The sequence below is a fragment of the Rufibacter sp. LB8 genome (genome assembly GCF_014876185.1).
In the GTDB taxonomy this organism is placed as follows: Bacteria; Bacteroidota; Bacteroidia; order Cytophagales; family Hymenobacteraceae; genus Nibribacter.
In genome coordinates this window covers 405,763-422,221 of the sequence record NZ_JADALJ010000001.1, presented here as the reverse complement: position 1 = coordinate 422,221, position 16,459 = coordinate 405,763, and the positions used below count along the sequence as shown (strand labels likewise).

16 protein-coding genes are annotated in these 16,459 nt (G+C 49.5%); 11 read left to right on the top strand and 5 right to left on the bottom strand.

Annotated features, from left to right (window positions below):
• Positions 1 to 26: 26 nt before the first annotated feature.
• Positions 27 to 269: a hypothetical protein gene (locus tag IMY23_RS01685; protein ID WP_192820435.1), complete on the bottom strand. Its 243-nt coding sequence runs from the start codon at positions 267 to 269 to the stop codon at positions 27 to 29.
• A gap of 222 nt (positions 270 to 491) precedes the next feature.
• On the opposite strand from IMY23_RS01685, the gene pgk reads away from it, so the two are divergent.
• A complete protein-coding gene (gene pgk / locus IMY23_RS01680; protein WP_192820434.1) occupies positions 492 to 1,700 on the top strand; it encodes a phosphoglycerate kinase in 1,209 nt (402 codons plus the stop codon).
• Positions 1,701 to 2,593: 893 nt separating this feature from the next.
• On the opposite strand, the gene IMY23_RS01675 is transcribed toward pgk, so the two are convergent.
• Positions 2,594 to 5,200, bottom strand: coding sequence for a gliding motility-associated C-terminal domain-containing protein (locus IMY23_RS01675; RefSeq protein ID WP_192820433.1), 2,607 nt, complete (start codon positions 5,198 to 5,200; stop codon positions 2,594 to 2,596).
• 126 nt (positions 5,201 to 5,326) lie between these two features.
• On the bottom strand, positions 5,327 to 7,120 hold the full coding sequence (locus tag IMY23_RS01670) for a mechanosensitive ion channel family protein (protein ID WP_192820432.1): 1,794 nt from the start codon (positions 7,118 to 7,120) through the stop codon (positions 5,327 to 5,329).
• Between the two features lie 343 nt (positions 7,121 to 7,463).
• Here IMY23_RS01670 and IMY23_RS01665 point away from each other — a divergent pair, with 343 nt between their 5' ends.
• The 3 genes from IMY23_RS01665 to IMY23_RS20255 all read left to right on the top strand — a co-directional run bounded on the left by IMY23_RS01665 (position 7,464) and on the right by IMY23_RS20255 (position 9,072).
• Positions 7,464 to 8,357, top strand: coding sequence for a pirin family protein (locus IMY23_RS01665; RefSeq protein ID WP_192820431.1), 894 nt, complete (start codon positions 7,464 to 7,466; stop codon positions 8,355 to 8,357).
• A gap of 82 nt (positions 8,358 to 8,439) precedes the next feature.
• Positions 8,440 to 8,655, top strand: coding sequence for a hypothetical protein (locus IMY23_RS01660; protein ID WP_192820430.1), 216 nt, complete (start codon positions 8,440 to 8,442; stop codon positions 8,653 to 8,655).
• Complete coding sequence (locus tag IMY23_RS20255) at positions 8,656 to 9,072, top strand: Fic family protein (RefSeq protein WP_192823648.1); 417 nt, start codon at positions 8,656 to 8,658, stop codon at positions 9,070 to 9,072.
• On the opposite strand, the gene IMY23_RS01650 is transcribed toward IMY23_RS20255, so the two are convergent.
• On the bottom strand, positions 9,046 to 9,255 hold the full coding sequence (locus IMY23_RS01650) for a hypothetical protein (RefSeq protein ID WP_192820429.1): 210 nt from the start codon (positions 9,253 to 9,255) through the stop codon (positions 9,046 to 9,048). The two genes, IMY23_RS20255 and IMY23_RS01650, sit on opposite strands and share 27 nt — an antisense overlap.
• Before the next feature lie 149 nt (positions 9,256 to 9,404).
• Here IMY23_RS01650 and IMY23_RS01645 point away from each other — a divergent pair, with 149 nt between their 5' ends.
• From IMY23_RS01645 to IMY23_RS01615, 7 genes are all read left to right on the top strand, one after another.
• On the top strand, positions 9,405 to 9,707 hold the full coding sequence (locus tag IMY23_RS01645) for a GNAT family N-acetyltransferase (RefSeq protein WP_192820428.1): 303 nt from the start codon (positions 9,405 to 9,407) through the stop codon (positions 9,705 to 9,707).
• 153 nt (positions 9,708 to 9,860) lie between these two features.
• Positions 9,861 to 10,895, top strand: coding sequence for a hypothetical protein (locus tag IMY23_RS01640; RefSeq protein WP_192820427.1), 1,035 nt, complete (start codon positions 9,861 to 9,863; stop codon positions 10,893 to 10,895).
• Entirely contained in the window at positions 10,885 to 11,322 is a 438-nt protein-coding gene (locus tag IMY23_RS01635; protein ID WP_192820426.1) for an STAS-like domain-containing protein, read from the top strand. Before IMY23_RS01640 ends, IMY23_RS01635 begins: the two co-directional genes overlap by 11 nt.
• A complete protein-coding gene (locus IMY23_RS01630; protein WP_192820425.1) occupies positions 11,316 to 11,828 on the top strand; it encodes a hypothetical protein in 513 nt (170 codons plus the stop codon). The genes IMY23_RS01635 and IMY23_RS01630 overlap by 7 nt, the downstream gene beginning before the upstream one ends.
• Positions 11,825 to 12,127, top strand: coding sequence for a hypothetical protein (locus tag IMY23_RS01625; protein WP_192820424.1), 303 nt, complete (start codon positions 11,825 to 11,827; stop codon positions 12,125 to 12,127). The genes IMY23_RS01630 and IMY23_RS01625 overlap by 4 nt, the downstream gene beginning before the upstream one ends.
• A 63-nt stretch (positions 12,128 to 12,190) precedes the next feature.
• Positions 12,191 to 14,629, top strand: coding sequence for an ATP-dependent helicase HrpB (hrpB, locus tag IMY23_RS01620; protein WP_192820423.1), 2,439 nt, complete (start codon positions 12,191 to 12,193; stop codon positions 14,627 to 14,629).
• Positions 14,630 to 15,477: 848 nt separating this feature from the next.
• A complete protein-coding gene (locus tag IMY23_RS01615) occupies positions 15,478 to 15,831 on the top strand; it encodes a hypothetical protein (protein ID WP_192820422.1) in 354 nt (117 codons plus the stop codon).
• Between the two features lie 283 nt (positions 15,832 to 16,114).
• Here the strand turns inward: IMY23_RS01615 and IMY23_RS01610 are convergent, their stop codons facing one another.
• Positions 16,115 to 16,300, bottom strand: coding sequence for a hypothetical protein (locus tag IMY23_RS01610; RefSeq protein WP_225986376.1), 186 nt, complete (start codon positions 16,298 to 16,300; stop codon positions 16,115 to 16,117).
• Positions 16,301 to 16,459: the final 159 nt, after the last annotated feature.

Sequence of the window (16,459 nt, the reverse complement as noted above, 5' to 3'; positions counted from 1 at the left end):
TAATTATTGAAAACTAAGCTGTTCTCCTACCTTGCTGTATCTTCATTTTCTGGACCCGAAAAGCTGTTCTTTCTTAGGTTCATGCCATAGGTGTAATTAGTGGACAGAATCACATCATTGCAGTCAAAATGCTTGATCACGCCATCTTTTTGCAAGGCCACTACCCAGCAGGTGTTCTGGTGCATGCCGTAATCAATCAGGAAAATGGCCTGGCCGGTGCCCAGAGGCGTTTCTACTAACAGTGTAGGTTTCAATTGGAGAATAGACATAGGGGGAAATCTTTTAGTGGCCAAATAAGCACCGTCCGTATTTGTACTAGTATAACCTTCTAACGTGCGCTTGGTTTAAAATGCCTAACACTCCGTAAAAACACCTATGTGTGACTTTGGCAACTTACATGGGCGCTACCAGCAGAACTAAATAGAATTCCTATCTTTGCTTTGCACCTGTTTCACACAGAAATGCGTAGTTCTTACAAACCCACTTAGACTATGATAACCATTGACCAATACAACTTCCAGGGCAAGAAAGCGCTGGTGCGCGTTGATTTTAACGTGCCGTTGAACAGTGATTTCCAAATTACAGATGACACACGCATTAGAGCCGCGGTACCCACCATCAAGAAAATCCTGAACCAGGGCGGCTCCGTGGTGTTGATGTCGCATTTAGGCAGACCCAAAGGCGGGCCCGAAGAAAAATATTCGCTCAAGCATTTGCTGAAGCCGCTGGAGGAAATCTTCCACTTCCCTATTAAATTCTCGCCAGACTGCGTAGGTGCCGAAGCTCTTGAAATGGCCACCAACCTGCAACCCGGCGAAATCCTGCTGCTGGAGAACCTGCGCTTCTACAAAGAGGAAGAGCAAGGCAACCAAATCTTCGCGGAGAAATTGAGTTTGCTGGGTGATGTGTACGTGAACGATGCCTTCGGTACCGCGCACCGCGCCCACGCCTCCACCGCCATTGTGGCGGACTATTATCCGCATGACAAAGTCTGTGGTTCTGTCATGCAAGCCGAACTGGACAACGCCCAGCGCATCTTGAACTACGCAGACCGGCCATACACCGCCATTATGGGCGGCGCTAAAATCTCAGACAAAATTCTGGTGATTGAGCAGTTGCTTGACCGCGTAGACAACCTGATTATTGGCGGCGGCATGAGCTACACCTTCGCCAAAGCGCAAGGTGGCCAGATTGGTAACTCGCTGCTGGAAGAAGATAAAATGGACCTGACCTTACAACTTCTGAAAAAGGCCGAAGAGAAAGGCGTAAAAATCTACCTCCCCACAGACTCCGTCATTGCCGATGCCTTTGACAACAATGCCAACACTGACGTAGTAGCCAGCGGCAGCATTCCTGACGGTTGGATGGGCCTGGACATTGGACCCGAATCCCGCGCCACCTTCGCTGATGTGGTCCGCACTTCCAAAACCATTCTCTGGAACGGCCCCATGGGCGTATTTGAGTTCGAGAACTTCGCCATCGGCACTAAGACCATTGCCGAAGCCGTGGTAGAAGCAACCAAAACTGGTGCCTACTCCCTCATTGGCGGCGGCGATTCAGCGGCAGCGGTCACTCAAATGGGCCACGCACATGATGTATCATACGTCTCTACCGGCGGCGGCGCTTTGTTGGAATACATGGAAGGAAAACAACTCCCCGGCGTTTTGGCCTTGCAATTAGATGAGACGCCTTTGACATAATACCTTGATTCTATTGATATAAAAAGGGCAGTAAGATTTTTCTTGCCGCCCTTTTTCCGTTTTCGGGCTCATTTCTGGAAATGAGCACGAAAACGGAAAGTATGTCCACAACGCTTTCCTCCTTATATTTTGTCATCCTGAACGGATTTTGGTGCCAGCTAAACAAACTTTAACTAAACGCAGATTCTCCCCTTGAGGATTGCTCAAACGAGAGTTTGAGGCAGCGAGCGAAGCTCTGTAGAGGGGTGTTTGAAGCAGCGAGCGTAGCTCTGAAGAGTGGTATTTACAATTGATAAAACGATTTCAATATGTAGGGGCGTATCGCATACGCCCTCCCGCATTCCTGACTTGACGCATTTCGTCCCCCTTTGAAGGGGGTTGGGGGATGATAACTCCAGCAAATGAAATAGTAAAATTCAGGACAACCTCATCTTTAGAACCTTCGGCGGTGCTCAGGATGACCGGGGAAAGTGTTTTTCAATAAGTGTTCCTCCTAAATATCCCCCTCCTAACCACCTTCAAAGGTGGACAGACTGTTTAACAGCCACTTGAGAATCGAGCTTTTTCCTATGTTTCTCGCTTAGAAAATTGTTGAATAAGGAACCAGCAATTAGTTAAGACTAATAATACTTCAAGCTTAAACATTAAGTCAATTAACCAAGATACTTAACATATACTTTCAACTAATTACCTATAGCTTGCTTGCCGTTTCTAAAGAAAGGAATAGGTATACTGGCAAACTGCCCTCCCTATTTCCGTTTTCGGGCTCGTTTATCTAAATGAAGCCCAAAACGATGATGCCTAAACTGCTTTCATGGCACAGGCTCCAGCCAATGGAAAAGCTTTACTCAAATCTGATGAAAAGATTTGGGAACTGTAAATTTCCAAGTAGGCTACCGAATAATCTCTACCCAGCCGGTGGCGGGTTCGCAGGCATTGGGGGCGTCAATGCTGTAGAAATAGGTGCCTTCCACCAGATCTGCACCGTCCCAGCGGTCTTGGTAGTTAGGGTCTTGGAACACCAGCTTGCCCCAGCGGTTGTACACGCGTAACAAGGCGTTCTCGCCGCGGTTGGTTATTACAAAGGTGTCATTGCGGCCATCGGCGTTGGGCGTGATCACGTTGGGCGCGGTTAAGTAGGATTTCACCTGCACCAGGACTTCAATGGGGCTGATCAAGAGGCAGGCGTTGTTGTTATAGGTGGTCAGCTGCACGCGGTAGAGGCCGGGTTTCTCAAACACGTGGGTCGGGTTCTTGTCAGTGGAGGGCGCAGAGCCATCGCCGAAGTCCCAGGAATAAGTGTTGTTGCCCGAGGTGAAGTTCACAAACGAGACCGCATACGGCGCGCACCCTGGGGTGGGCGTCTGCACAGTAGCTACCGCGTCTTGCCCGGCATAAAAGCTGAATTTGGAGATCACGCCGTCATTGCTGTTGGTGGCCCCACCAGAAAACGCGCCCGGCGTGGCCACAAAGGTTTTAGACGTAGTACATTCAATATGGTAGAACACTCCATCTTTGGTGATGTACCCGTGGTTGGCGTAATGGATGTGCCCAATCACAGATCCCCCGAAGAAAGAGCCGTACACCAGTTGTCTGGCATCCTGGCTCAGCTGGGCCAGGTAAAGGTTCCTGCGGGCAGACTGCAGGGCGTTGGGCGTTAGCGGGCTACCGGGCACCGAGTAGGCCGTCAGGTACAGGTTTCCGCAGTCATCCAGCTCAAATGCCGTGGGAATACTATGTTGGTTGCTTGGGTTGGTGCCGTTGCCAATATGCGTTGAAAAAAGGCTGGACGTGAGGGTTTTGTTCAGTTTATGGATGAATTGCCCACCCACCGCGCCGGCGGTGCGGTATGTGCCTTCCGTCACGGGGTAACTGCCAGCCGTAAAACCGGCTACATACACGTTTTCCTGCGGGTCAAGGGTGAGCAGTTGCGCCAGGTCATGATTAGAGGTTCCCAGAAACGTGGCCGCCACCAGCGTCTTCTGGTCTGGGTTCACCACTAGGGCTATGCCATCGGTTAAGCCGCCGGCATTGGGTTTGACCACGCCGGGCGTCACCGGGAAATTAGAACTGTTGGTATTGCCCACCACGTACAGGTGCCCCGAGACAGGCCCCACTTTTATATCTGAGAGGTTGTCTACCCCGCTGCCACCCACAAAGCTGGAGAAAAGCAATGCACTCAAATTACTGTTCAGTTTGGCGATGACACCGTTGCGCACGCCCTTCAGGGAATTCTGGAACGGTGACACCATAGGGAAATCTGGCGAAGGCGTGGAAGAGGCCACCAGCACGTTGCCGGTTTTGTCCAGGGCCAAGCCCATGGGAATGGAAGAACCGCTGCCCTCTTGGTTTCCGCCGCCTAAAAACGTGGACGCCAACAGGTGCATGCCGTCCTCAGAAAGCTTGGTCACAAAAAAATCTGCGCCGCCAAAACCGTTCCCCAGCAAGCGGTCAAAGGCCGTGGCAGACATAGGGAAATTACCGGAAGACGTGGTGCCGGCCACCACCAGTTCGGCATTGGGAGAGACCAGCAGGGCCAGCGGGTAGTCAATGCCACTGCCGCCCAAATAGGTGGCAAACAGCAGCCGGGTCCCAGAAGAGTTGAATTTGGAGATGGCCACGTTACTGGTTTTGCCCACGGTCTGGTACGCGCCCGAAGTCACGGGGTAATGCATTCCCAGGGTCTGGCTGGCGGTATAGGTATTGCCCAGCCTGTCTGCGGTGGCACTGTTGGCGGAGATGCCGGAGGTGGACCCGGAATAGGACACAAACACCAGCTCCGGGTCAATGACCAGGGGCAGGCGCGGGTTGTAGGCCCCGGTAATGGCAAACCCCACTTCACCGTTCTGCAGGGTAAACGCGCAGGGCACTTCCTGGCGCTGCCCGTTCACCACCTGGTAGGCATAGGGCTTCTCTTCCATGAACTCGTTCACGCTGGTCTTTACCAAGAGCCTGCCGTAACTGAGCGCCAGGTCAGAAGTCCCGTGGTACTTCATTTTTATATGGGCCACCTGCCCGCCGGGCTGCACCACAAAATCATACTTCAGACTGTTTTGCTGGCCGTAAATCTTGAAATCTATCTGGGGAAAAACACCCGTGTACCGTATTTCTTTAGAGACAGATGCCCGCGTGGCCCAGTTAGCCGAGTTGCTGCCCAGGTAATAATTGCGGTACTCTGGCTGCACCTGGTGCATGGCCACCGCCGCAGAGGGGTTGCCGTTCACAAACTCCACATGCACCCCATGGCCCTGATACGTTTTCTGCTCGGGCGCCTCGTTTTCCAGGTCAAAATAGGCGGCCTCCATAAAATTGTAGGTGAACCCGGTTTTCTCCAGAAACAGCCAGCCCTGCGGCAACTCCGCCGCCTGCAAAACGCGCTGGGCCCACTGCCCTTTGTTCTGCACAAAGCCCGCAAACCCACCGGGCACCGGCGTACTGGCCCGCGCAGCAAAGGCAACCAAAAAGACACTCAGCAAAAGCAGTACCCGGCAACGCATCATGGGAAGAAAGCAAAAGGTTAGGCTCTGTGAATATAGCCATTTTCTAATGCCCTGCCAGCGATGCGGGGAAAAAGGGAAACCCGTTTTCGGGCTCATTTCTGGAAATGAAGCCGAAAACGGAAAATTTTACTTTTTAGGCGGCGGCGTGTACGGAATGGTGTTGCGCAGGCTTTTGATTTTCTCGGGGCTGAACCGGGGCAGGTGCAACTCATTGGCGGCGCGCCAGGTACGCACCTGTTCTTCGGCGGCCTGGGTTTTTTCTTCTGAGAGACCAGCATCACGGCCCAGGTACAGGGTCTGGGACGGGAACGCAAAGTCAGTGCCGCTGGCAATGAACACATCCATCATACGCAGAAGCAGGTCCTCCTGAATCTCCAGGAACTCATTGTAATCTTTGGTGAGCACGTAGGAGAACACCTCCAGGTTGAGGGAAGAATCGCCCATGCCCACAAACCGCACGCGGGCGCTCTCTGGGTCAATTTTGGGGTGCGCATATAAAATCGAGCGAAGCTCCACCAACAGGTACCTTATTTGGTCTGGGCTGGTCTCATAGCGCACGCCAAAGGTGGGGTGAAACCAGACGCGGTCGCGGTGCGCAAAGTTCTCAATGCGCTGCGAGGAGAAGTCACCGTTGGGAATGGTGACCACCGTGCGGTCATTGGTTCTGATGCGCGTGGACCGCATGCCAATGGCTTCAACGGTGCCCGTGGTCTCGCCCACCTTGCAGAAATCCCCTACCCTAATGGGCTGGTCGGCGATGAGCGTAACGCTGCCCACAAAGTTCTCCACGGTTTTCTGCGCGCCCAGCGCCAGGGCAATACCGCCAATGCCCAGCGCGGCCAAACCGGTGGTCACGTCAAAACCCAGTGTGCTCAGAATGGTGATGATCCCGAAGGCGACCACGGCAATCTTCGCGCCCCGGCGCAGAAACAGGACCGCCGAAAGGCCCGCCTGGTTGCGCCGCCGGATCATGCGCCGCTGCAGAAACTGGCCAAACACGTCAATGAGCCGCCAGAGCAGCACCAGGAACACGCCAAGCCCCGCAATGACCACCAGGGCGCTGAACTTCTGCCGCACAATAATGGAAATGCCCGCCCGCTGGCTCAGTTCAAAGAAAAACCACAGGGCCAGGTACAGTTTCAGGGGCAGGGTAAACGCATGGATAACCGCGGCGGTGGCTTCCTCCTCTGACTTTTTCCAGAACCGGTGCAGCAGGTACTTTAGCGCGTGGACCACCACCCAGGAAAGCGCGTAGGCCAGCAAAGCAATGAGCACCAAACCTAGCCACTGGCCCACCGGCACGCCGCCCCATTTGTTTTCTACGGCAATTTTGGGCATGACTTGGTCTACCAGCGGCTTAGATACCTGGTTCAGCGGTAGGGGAATGCGCTGCACCGTTTGCGACGAGAACAGCCAGACGGGGCCGCCCTCGGGGCCTTCCAGCTTCTCCAGGAAAAGGTCAAACTCCTCGCCGTTGGCGTTGGCGGTGCCCACGCGGTCCAGGTTGGGGCCCAGGTTATCGTCCTGGCGGCCGTCAAACTCATTACTCAGCAGCGAGTACGGCACAATGGTCCCGCTTTGGTCCAGAAGGCGCTGAAGGGCGTGGGCCAGCTTTTCGCCCTGCTGGCTTTGCTCCATAGCGGAGTCCAGGTGCAGGTACAGGGCGGCTTTGGCGTAATTCTCCTCGGCAATGGCCGAGATAAATCCCTGCACCGCGCCCCGGGGCGTGCGTCGGCCCAGCGTGTCCTCGGGCCAGTTGGGCAGCAAGGCCTCTGCTATAGAGGTGGTGTCCTCGGTAGGTTTGTCCTGCGCGATCGCCGGGCAGCTATAAAAGGCCAGCACCAGCCACAGAAAAGTAAAAAGAAAGACCTTCCAGACCGGGGCACCAGAAAAACAAGGAGTAGCAACAGATAAACGCATGGGGCACTTTTACTTTACAGACCGCAGGAACCCAGACGAAGCCCAACCCGGCATCTACCGGCTTCTGCTCCGCCGCGCTCCTGTACGGTTGGTTCACAATGAAAGTAGTACAAACGTTCTGGGGCGGTTGGAGTTTCTTTTGGGGCGGGATTGGATGGGCAGTAAGGTGGATTTCTGTTTTCGGCTTCATTTCTGGAAATGAGCCCGAAAACGGGTTGGCGGTGTCTTCAGAACCGGTCTTAAAGTACTGTTTTGCCTGGCGCAAGAACATTTTTGGGCCTAGCCGCAAAACTGCCAAGAATTTTCTACCTTCCCTTTCCCAATTCTCCCCAAACCCCACGCCATGTCTAACATCCAACTGATCATAGAAGAACGACCCAGCAGCATCGGTAATTTTATGGTGGGGCGACTGCTGCCGTTCAAGGGCAAGCGCATGGTGGGGCCCTTCGCGTTTATTGACCACATGGGCCCGGCCTGCCTCTCTGACCACGAGAACCTGGACGTGGGGCCGCACCCGCACATTGGGCTGTCTACGCTCACCTACCTGCTGGAGGGGAGCATGATGCACCGCGACAGCCTGGGCACCGAGCTGGAGATCAAGCCCGGCGCGGTGAACTGGATGACCGCCGGTCGAGGCATTGTACACTCTGAACGCACACCAGACTACTTGCGTACCTCTGAGAAGATGCTGCACGGCCTCCAGATTTGGGTGGCGCTGCCGCTGCACCTGGAAGAAATGGAACCCGATTTCTCGCACACGCCCGCCGAGGAACTGCCCACCTGGCAGGAAGGCGGCCTTACCTACAAACTGATTGCGGGGCAGGCGCAGGGCAGAACCTCGCCGGTGCCGGTGCACAGCCCGCTGTATTTTCTGGAAATCAAGAGCACCCACCGCCAGACGGTGAACCTTGGCGCGGGGCTGTACGGCGAAAGCGCCCTGTACATTCTGGAAGGCGGCGTAGAAGCAGAAGGCCACACCTTTGCGCCCAAGCAGCTGCTGGTGGCCCAGGACAGCACGCTCTGCTCGTTTGAGCTACTGGAGAATAGCGCGGTGTACCTGTTCGGGGGCGAGCCGTTCCCCGAGGAGCGGTTCATCTACTGGAACTTCGTGGCCAGCACCCGCCAGAAGATTGAAGACGCCAAAGCCCGCTGGCTCGCCCAGACCTTCCCGCCCGTACCCGGCGAAACCGGCTTCGTGCCGCTCCCGCCGCAACCGCTGGGGTTGAAGGAAAAGTAGATTTTGGAATTTAAGAAAGAGATGATAGGTTTTATTGTGCGTCATCTCCGTCCTTCCCATTTTGTCATCATGAAAAGACCTTGTGGGCGAACTAGAAAAGCCTGAATTGGTAGCTTTTTCCTACCTTAAAGCTATGAATGACAACACAAGTTGGACACCTTCTTCTGAAGATAACTTATTAGGGTTTACAGATAAAGCGTTAATCAATGAGTATGAAGCGAAAGGAATTGCTAAAGCTGAACTCTTTATTTTTACGTTAGACGAAAACGTAGAGATTTCTGTCCCCTTATTGCTGTAAATCCATAAAATTGCTTTTGAGGAGTTATATGACTGGGCAGGGAAATACCGAACAACGCAGGTACAGGTAGGGCTGTTGACGCCGCCACCGCCCAAAGATATTCCGGTTCTTCTCTATCAATTCGTTGACAATTTAAATTACAAGTTATCTATAGCCCATACAGAGAAAGACCATTTAGAGGTGCTTCTCTACGGGCATTATGAGTTTGTGAGAATTCACCCGTTCAACAACGGAAACGGTAGAACCGGACGGTTACTACTAAACCTGCTTGCATTAAAATTAGGCTACCAGCCCATGGAACTATACAAAAGGGAAGGAGACGCCCGTGGGGTGTACATTCAGGCTATGCGTGAGGCGGATAAAGGAAACTTTGAAGCCTTAAAAGAATTATTAAGAAGCGAGCTTACCCGGTTCTGAGGTTTGCTGATTTAGCAAAGAGGTCACAATCTGGCGCACCTTAGCCTCCTCTACTTTCTGGTCTTCCAGGGCCATGGTGGCATAAACGGACTTCGTCACCAAATTGGTGAGAAATTGCCGCTCCTTCAGCTTTGGGTATTTGTCTAGGAAACTCATCTGCACAAAGATACTAAAATCACGCACTCCCTGGTATGGTACGGTGGGTATATCTTACGGTTCTGTTTTTGGTCTTATTTCCCGAATCCAGGCTAAAAACAGAAATTCGCGCTGCCCCACTAGCATTTCAATTCTTTTTGTACCTTCCCCTAGAAAAGCAACTCCCCAACCCCGCTATGAAAATCAACCATGTCAACACGCCCACCGATGGCTACTTTGAAGCCAATGAAATAAAGGCCCAGGCGGGGCTGCTCACCTATACCTCGGCCACTCCGCAAAAGCTTGTGATTGAACATACAGAGGTGTACTCGGCTTTTTCGGGGCGTGGCGTAGGCAATGCCTTGGTCATGGCGGCCGTAGCGTATGCCAGCGAACAAAACATCAAAATTCACCCGGTGTGCCCCTTCGCCAAAATGCTCTTCAAAAAAGAGGAACCTATTAGGGATGTGCTGTTTAAAGAGCGGTTAGTAGTAGGGTGAAGAGAGCCTTTAAATAAATACAGTATTTAATAATTATATTAAATACTGTATTTATTTAATACAATATATTTATTTTTTTTTAAATTACAATTATTTTGTATTAAGTTATTAAATAACCTAATACAAATAGAAAAATCAGATTATAATAAAAAAATGAGAACTTATAATACAGAAACTAGAATTCAATATAAAGTTATTAAAAGAAAAAAAATTATAAAATTAAGAAAAAGTAAAGGATATTTATTTTGTCTAAAAATAAATAACAACTTAACTATAATTAATGAAATAATAAACGCCCCAAAAGATTTTAGATTAATTGAAAACCCGATACTATGTTCATACTTTTTTAATTTATTACGTTCCAAAGACAAATGCTGCATTATTAATGGCGTTAAAAAATTTCGAATATCTTTAGCTAAAGTTGAAGAAATTGACTTTGCTACAATAAGCATTTTAAAATGTATATTTGAAGAAGCAAAATCCTATGGAATTGTATTTGAAGGAACACTTCCTAAAAGTCAAAAATGCAAGGATTTTTTAACTAATTCAGGATTTTTAAACAACCTTTATAGTAGTCAAGATTTCCATGAAATTCAAATTAAGGGAAATGGGAATTATTTTTCACTTGAAAAGAAACAGGGTAAACTAACTAAAAAAGATTTTGAAAATTTTGAAAATTTATCTATTGAAGCATATCAACACGTATTTGGCGTTGATGGATATTCAGACCAAATAATCACACTTTTAAAAGAAATAGGAGGAAACGTAATTGAATGGAGTAATTCTTATAATCAATTATGGCAAATTGGTTTTTACAAAGACAATGATAGAGTAATATTTAATGTAACTGACCTAGGAAAGGGAATACTAGAATCTTTATATATCAGTCAAAAGTTAAAAATGATAGACTTATTTTTTTTCCGAGACAGTTTACAAATCCTTTCTAGAGCTTTTGAAAGAAGGTATGGATCTTTATCTCAAGAAATAAATAGAAACAAAGGACTTCCATCTATAAAGCGAATTTTTGATGAAAACAAAATAACTAATTTAATTGTAGTTACAAATGAAGTACTTCTAAATTTTAAACAACCGAAAAAATCTATAATTTTGCAAAAGAGTAATTTAAAGTTCCATGGTACTTTTTATCAATGGGAATTGGATAAAAACTGTATTTATCATGATAAATAAACTAAAAATTCTTGATGTATTAGGAAAATACACAGGATTAAGGCATTGTTCTATAAGTGAAAATTCAGGAGAAGAATTTTACCACAAGTACTTAAACAATGCATTCAAAGATTCATTCTCACGACACATAAAGTTAGAAGTTGACTTAGATGGTGTCAGGGGTTATTCACCATCTTTTATAGACGAAGCTTTTGGAAACTTAATTTATGATTTTAAATTAGAAAATGTAAAGCCTCTATTAATCGTAAAATCAAATGACTTTGACTACTGGATAAACAATATATATAATGAAACCTTTACTGCTTGGGAAAAGAGAAGAAAAAACAATGAAGCTCCAAGAAAAACTGAAGACCATGACCCTTGGTGGAGAATTGTAAAACATGAACCTAAATTAGAAATTTGGGAAAGAGCTTCAGAACAATGTTAGAGTTAGAATTAATTGATTTTAAAGTTCCTGAGATAATCGCTATTGCAGATATATTCGTAAACACACTATTAGTTATTGCGTTAGGTTTTTTTATACAAAAAAATCAAGTAAATTCTAGAAGCTTAAAAGATTATTTCATTAAAGAAGTAGACAAAGTACATAACGATATAATAACTTTCCTCGAATTATTGGAAGGAACAATTAAACCTAAAGACACGCAAAATTACTTCACTTTACACACTACTAAACTTAACACAATAACAAAAATTATTGATGAAAGATATAAGATAGATAGCAATATATTAGTTCGAGAATTACTTACACTTCAATTACTAATAGAAAGCGACCCTAGATTCATTAGAAATTATTCCAGAAACCGCAATACCAATTTATCACAAAACTCAGTCTCTGAAATTTCCTATTTTAGATCTACAAAACTAAAATTATTTCATGAGTCAATTATGAAAGTTAACGATTATTCAAACTTCAAAATAAAATTTTCATGAATAAGTTTTTCCCATATATCCTACTATTACTTATATTTATTTCTTCCTGTGTAATCAATCCTGAAACTGAACTTATTAACAGTAAAATAAATGACTTAAAAGAAAAAGATAATTATTTAACTTCTAGAATAGAAGAACAAAACCAAAAAATAAAAGAACTAAAAGAAAATCTAGAAATTGCAAATAAGAAAATAAACCAAATTGAAAATAAACCAAACAAGAATAACTTTAAAAAAGCAACCCACAAATCATATATTAAGTCAGATACAGTTAACGTAAAAATCACAATGAACAATTAATTTTTTGTTTAGGTATATTGATATATTTTAGACTATATTCAGAGCAACCTTTTATTCCTTACATTGCCTTTCAACCCATTTACCATAGACCTGCCCGTTCGGGAGATTATCCCTTCCGTGCGGGAACACCTTGCCGCCCAGAACACGCTGATTGTGAACGCGCCTCCGGGGGCGGGCAAGAGTACCCTGTTGCCGCTGGCCCTCTTAGACGAGGCCTGGCTTAAGGGGCAGAAAATCATCATGCTGGAACCCCGCCGGCTGGCGGCCCGCACCATTGCCGAACGGCTGGCGCAACTGCTGGGCCAGGAGGTGGGCCAGACTGTGGGCTACCGCATCAGGTTTGAGAACCGCACCTCAGAGAAGACCCGCCTGGAGGTAGTCACCGAGGGCATTCTCACCCGCATGCTGCACTCAGACAACGCGCTGAAGGGTGTAGGCCTGGTTATTTTTGACGAGTTCCATGAGCGCAGCATCCACGCCGATGTGGCCATGGCCCTGGCGCGCGAAGCCCAGGCCACTCAGCGCCCTGACCTCCGCATTCTGGTCATGAGCGCCACCCTCAACATGCCCCAGCTCACCCGCCTGCTTAACGCCCCGGCCGTGGTGAGCGAAGGCCGGCAATACCCCATAGACGTGCAGTACGCCGGCGAGACCGATGCCGAGCTGCTGCACGAGATGACCGACCGCGCCGTGCGCCTGGCCCTGCAAGAGAAAGAGGGCGATGTGCTGGTGTTTCTGCCCGGCGAACAGGACATCAGAAAAGTAGAGGCCCTGCTGCGGCGCGGCCTGCGCGAGGTGGCCATTCACCCGCTGTACGGCATGCTGCCCCCCGGCAAACAGTACGCCGCCATTATGCCAGACCGACACGGCAAGCGCAAAGTGGTGCTGGCTACTTCCATTGCCGAGACCAGCCTCACCATTGAAGGCGTGACCGTGGTGGTAGACACCGGCTTCGCTAAAACCCAGCGTTTTGACCCCGCCACCGGTCTCAGCAGGCTAGAGACGGTGCGCATCTCCAAAGACGCCGCTGACCAACGCGCCGGTCGGGCCGGAAGGTTAGGTCCCGGCACCTGTTACCGCCTCTGGACCGAGGCCCTGCACGAGCGCCTGGCCCCGCACCGCACCCCCGAGATTCAGGAAGCCGACCTGGCCCCGCTGGTGCTGGACATGGCCGCCTGGGGCATCACCGATATCAGGGCGCTCACTTGGCTCACGCCGCCGCCCAAAGCCGCCCTGCTGCACGCCCAGGAAACCTTGCACCAGCTCAACGCCCTGGAGAACGGCCGCATCACGGAGCACGGCCGCACCATGCACGCCCTGCCCACGCACCCGCGCCTGGCCCACATGCTGCTGGCAGCCCAGGAAACAAACCAGCTGCCCCTGGCCACCGATATTGCCGCCCTGCTGGAAGAACGTGACCCACTGCCCCGCGAAGCCGGTATTGACCTGAACCTCCGCATTGAGGCCCTCCGCCGCACCCGCCACGAAGGGCTGCACCAGAAACGCTTTTCCAAGATTGACAAGATTGCCGCCAGTTACCGCCGCCTTTTCAAAATAGAGCCCGAAAACACCGCCGTTGACCCTTACGAAACGGGTTTGCTGCTAGCCAACTGTTATCCTGAGCGCATCGCCTACGCCCGCCCCGGTAACAACGCCCAGTTTCAACTCGCCAACGGTAAGTACGCCAGTGCCGGCCACCGCGATGACCTGGCGCACGACCCCTGGCTGGCCATTGCCCACCTACACGCCGGCGGCGAAGGCGTGGGCCGCATTTTCCTGGCCTCGCCGCTCAACCCCAAAGACCTGGCCCCGCTGGTAAAGCAGAAAGACGTGGTTTCTTGGGACCCCGAGGAAGGCGAACTCACGGCCTCCCGCGACATGCGCATCGGCAACATCGTGCTCCAGAGCAAACCTCTCCCCGAGCCCGACGAGCGTTTCCTGATTCCCGCCATCTGCGAAACCATCAAACGCGAAGGCGAAGACTGGCTTAACTTCTCAGACGAGGTACGGCAGTTCCAGAGCCGTGTATTCAGCTTAAGAAAATGGCACCCCACTGAAGGCTTCCCTGATATCAGCACTTCTACCCTGCTGCTCACCTGCAACGAATGGCTGTCCTACCACCTGGAAGACGTGCAGATTGGCCAGGATTTGTTTGACATTGACCTGCTGCCCCTGCTCCAGAACATGCTTTCTAAAGAGCACAAGCAGTTGTTGGAAGAACTGGCTCCTGGTACTTTGGCATTGCCCGATGGTCACCCGGTAGAACTGTTTTACCCAGAAAACGCCCAGCCGCCGGTACTGGAAGTCAGGCTACAAGATATTTTTGATTGGGAAAGTCACCCTACGGTAGACGGTGGAGATGTAGGCGTGGCGCTGCATTTGCTTACGCCAGATTTGAAACCCTTGAAAGTAGTTAATAGCTTGCCGTATTTCTGGCAGGAGGAATACAGGTTGATGCGCGGTTCTTTGAAAGCTCGGTTTCCGAAGGTGGAATGGCGGTAGTTGGCAGTAGACACTCGCAGGTCTTGTAGACACTGCGAGGTCCAATTGAGCAGGCGAAATTGCGGATGGCAAGCCTACTGAACCCACCCCTACCCCTCCGAGGAGGGGAGTATCTGCAGGCGAATAGAAAAAGAGCGTTATTTACTATAGCACACACCTTACTGTAGCACGCATATTGGATACTCCCCTCCTTGGAGGGCGGGAGGGGGTCCCTCTTCAGCAGAAATACCATCTGAGAGAAGCTTTCTATTTTTGAAACAGGAAGTTATTTGCCTTTTTAAGAATAGCCCAACAGTGGTTTGAAACCTATCAGGCCAAGGTTATTTTGAATGGACCAGTCACAGGCGCTTCAGCTCCGGGAAACATTCATGCACGCCAGACGCAAAGTATTGCGTCTCTACAATAGGCCTTTCTCCAGCAACCCTTTATACTATACCAAAGCCAGGTTTAATGGATGTGCCGGTGTTAAATGTCATGGGAGGCGAAAGTTTTTATATTTATCTTTAGGAAGCCTACTATTACCGCTCCCTTCCTATTTGCTCAGTAAAAATGGGGAAGTGGATATTCGCCTTGCAGGTTACTCTATCTGAAAAGTGTTTCCATTGAAAATCTGTTTTGGGGTTCAATTCTGAAAATGAGCCCCAAAACGGATAGTCGGTTGCTTGTTTTTCAAACTTCAGTCTTTCGATTAACCCTGATCAAAGCAGATATTTTGAGGTGAAAATTTTCCTTTGAGGAAGCAGAAAACTGGCAATGATCTGGTGGAAAGAATTTTAGGGGAAGAATGCTTCATTTTCAAATCCAACGCCCCGTTTTCCCGTACCAATACCGTATTCAACTCTACTACTATGGAAAATCAACAAACAAAAGCACTGGCAGACTTAATCCAGAACCCCTCAGAAATTTCAGCCATTATCTCCAACCCCGCAGAATCTGGCATGGAGTTTTACCAGGCGCTTCCTAACAAAGACAAATCTTACGTGGCCATCGCCGCCGGTTTAGGCTTATTGGCCTACGGCTTCTACCTGGGCAGATCTGGCAAGAAAAGCAGCGGCGCCTCGGCTGCGGCAGGATCTACTTCGGGCGCGGACCGCAGCACCGGAACATCTGGCGCAAGCGACTCTGGCAGTGGCGCTGGTGCCAGTAACAGCGGCAGCAACAATGACGCTCAAGGCTCTACCGGCAAAAAGAAAAACAAATAATCACTTCTGCCTTGGCAGGAAAAAAAAGAAAGGTGCGGTCCCAAAAGCCGCACCTTTTCAGTTGTACCCTGTTTGCAGGGTCATTAAACTAAACACGTACGCGCCGGCCAAACTGCAGGAGATCATCCCCCGTTTAATTTTCTGTTTTCGGGCCCATTTCCAGAAATGAGCCCGAAAACGAGTCCGGCCCATTTTTTCTAAAGGACAAAAAAAGCCGATGCCCTATAGAGGAGCATCGGCTTTTTAGTGGGTGGCCCAGGTGTAGGTTAGGCAGGCTGCTGACTTACAAAATCCAGGCTCTTCTTCCCTCAAAGTGGTTGCACCCAAACTGGGCACCTGTCACTATCTCAAAGGGTTTGGGTTGGCTGAATGCCCTGCCGGGTTCGTGCACCACAGACAGTACAAACTCCGGGTTTATGGCGGGTTTGCCGGAAAGCTCATCACACACCCCAAACTCTTTGGTTTGCACTTCTGCTATTTTTTTGTCTTGTATCCAGTGGTTACAATGATTGCAGATCGCTTCCATAAGAGTGGCGTTTAAAGTTACACAGCACGTATTTTGCATACCTTATCGCCCTCAAGTTGTTGCATTTTCGTCACTAGAATCTGCTATTTAGAAATACATTAA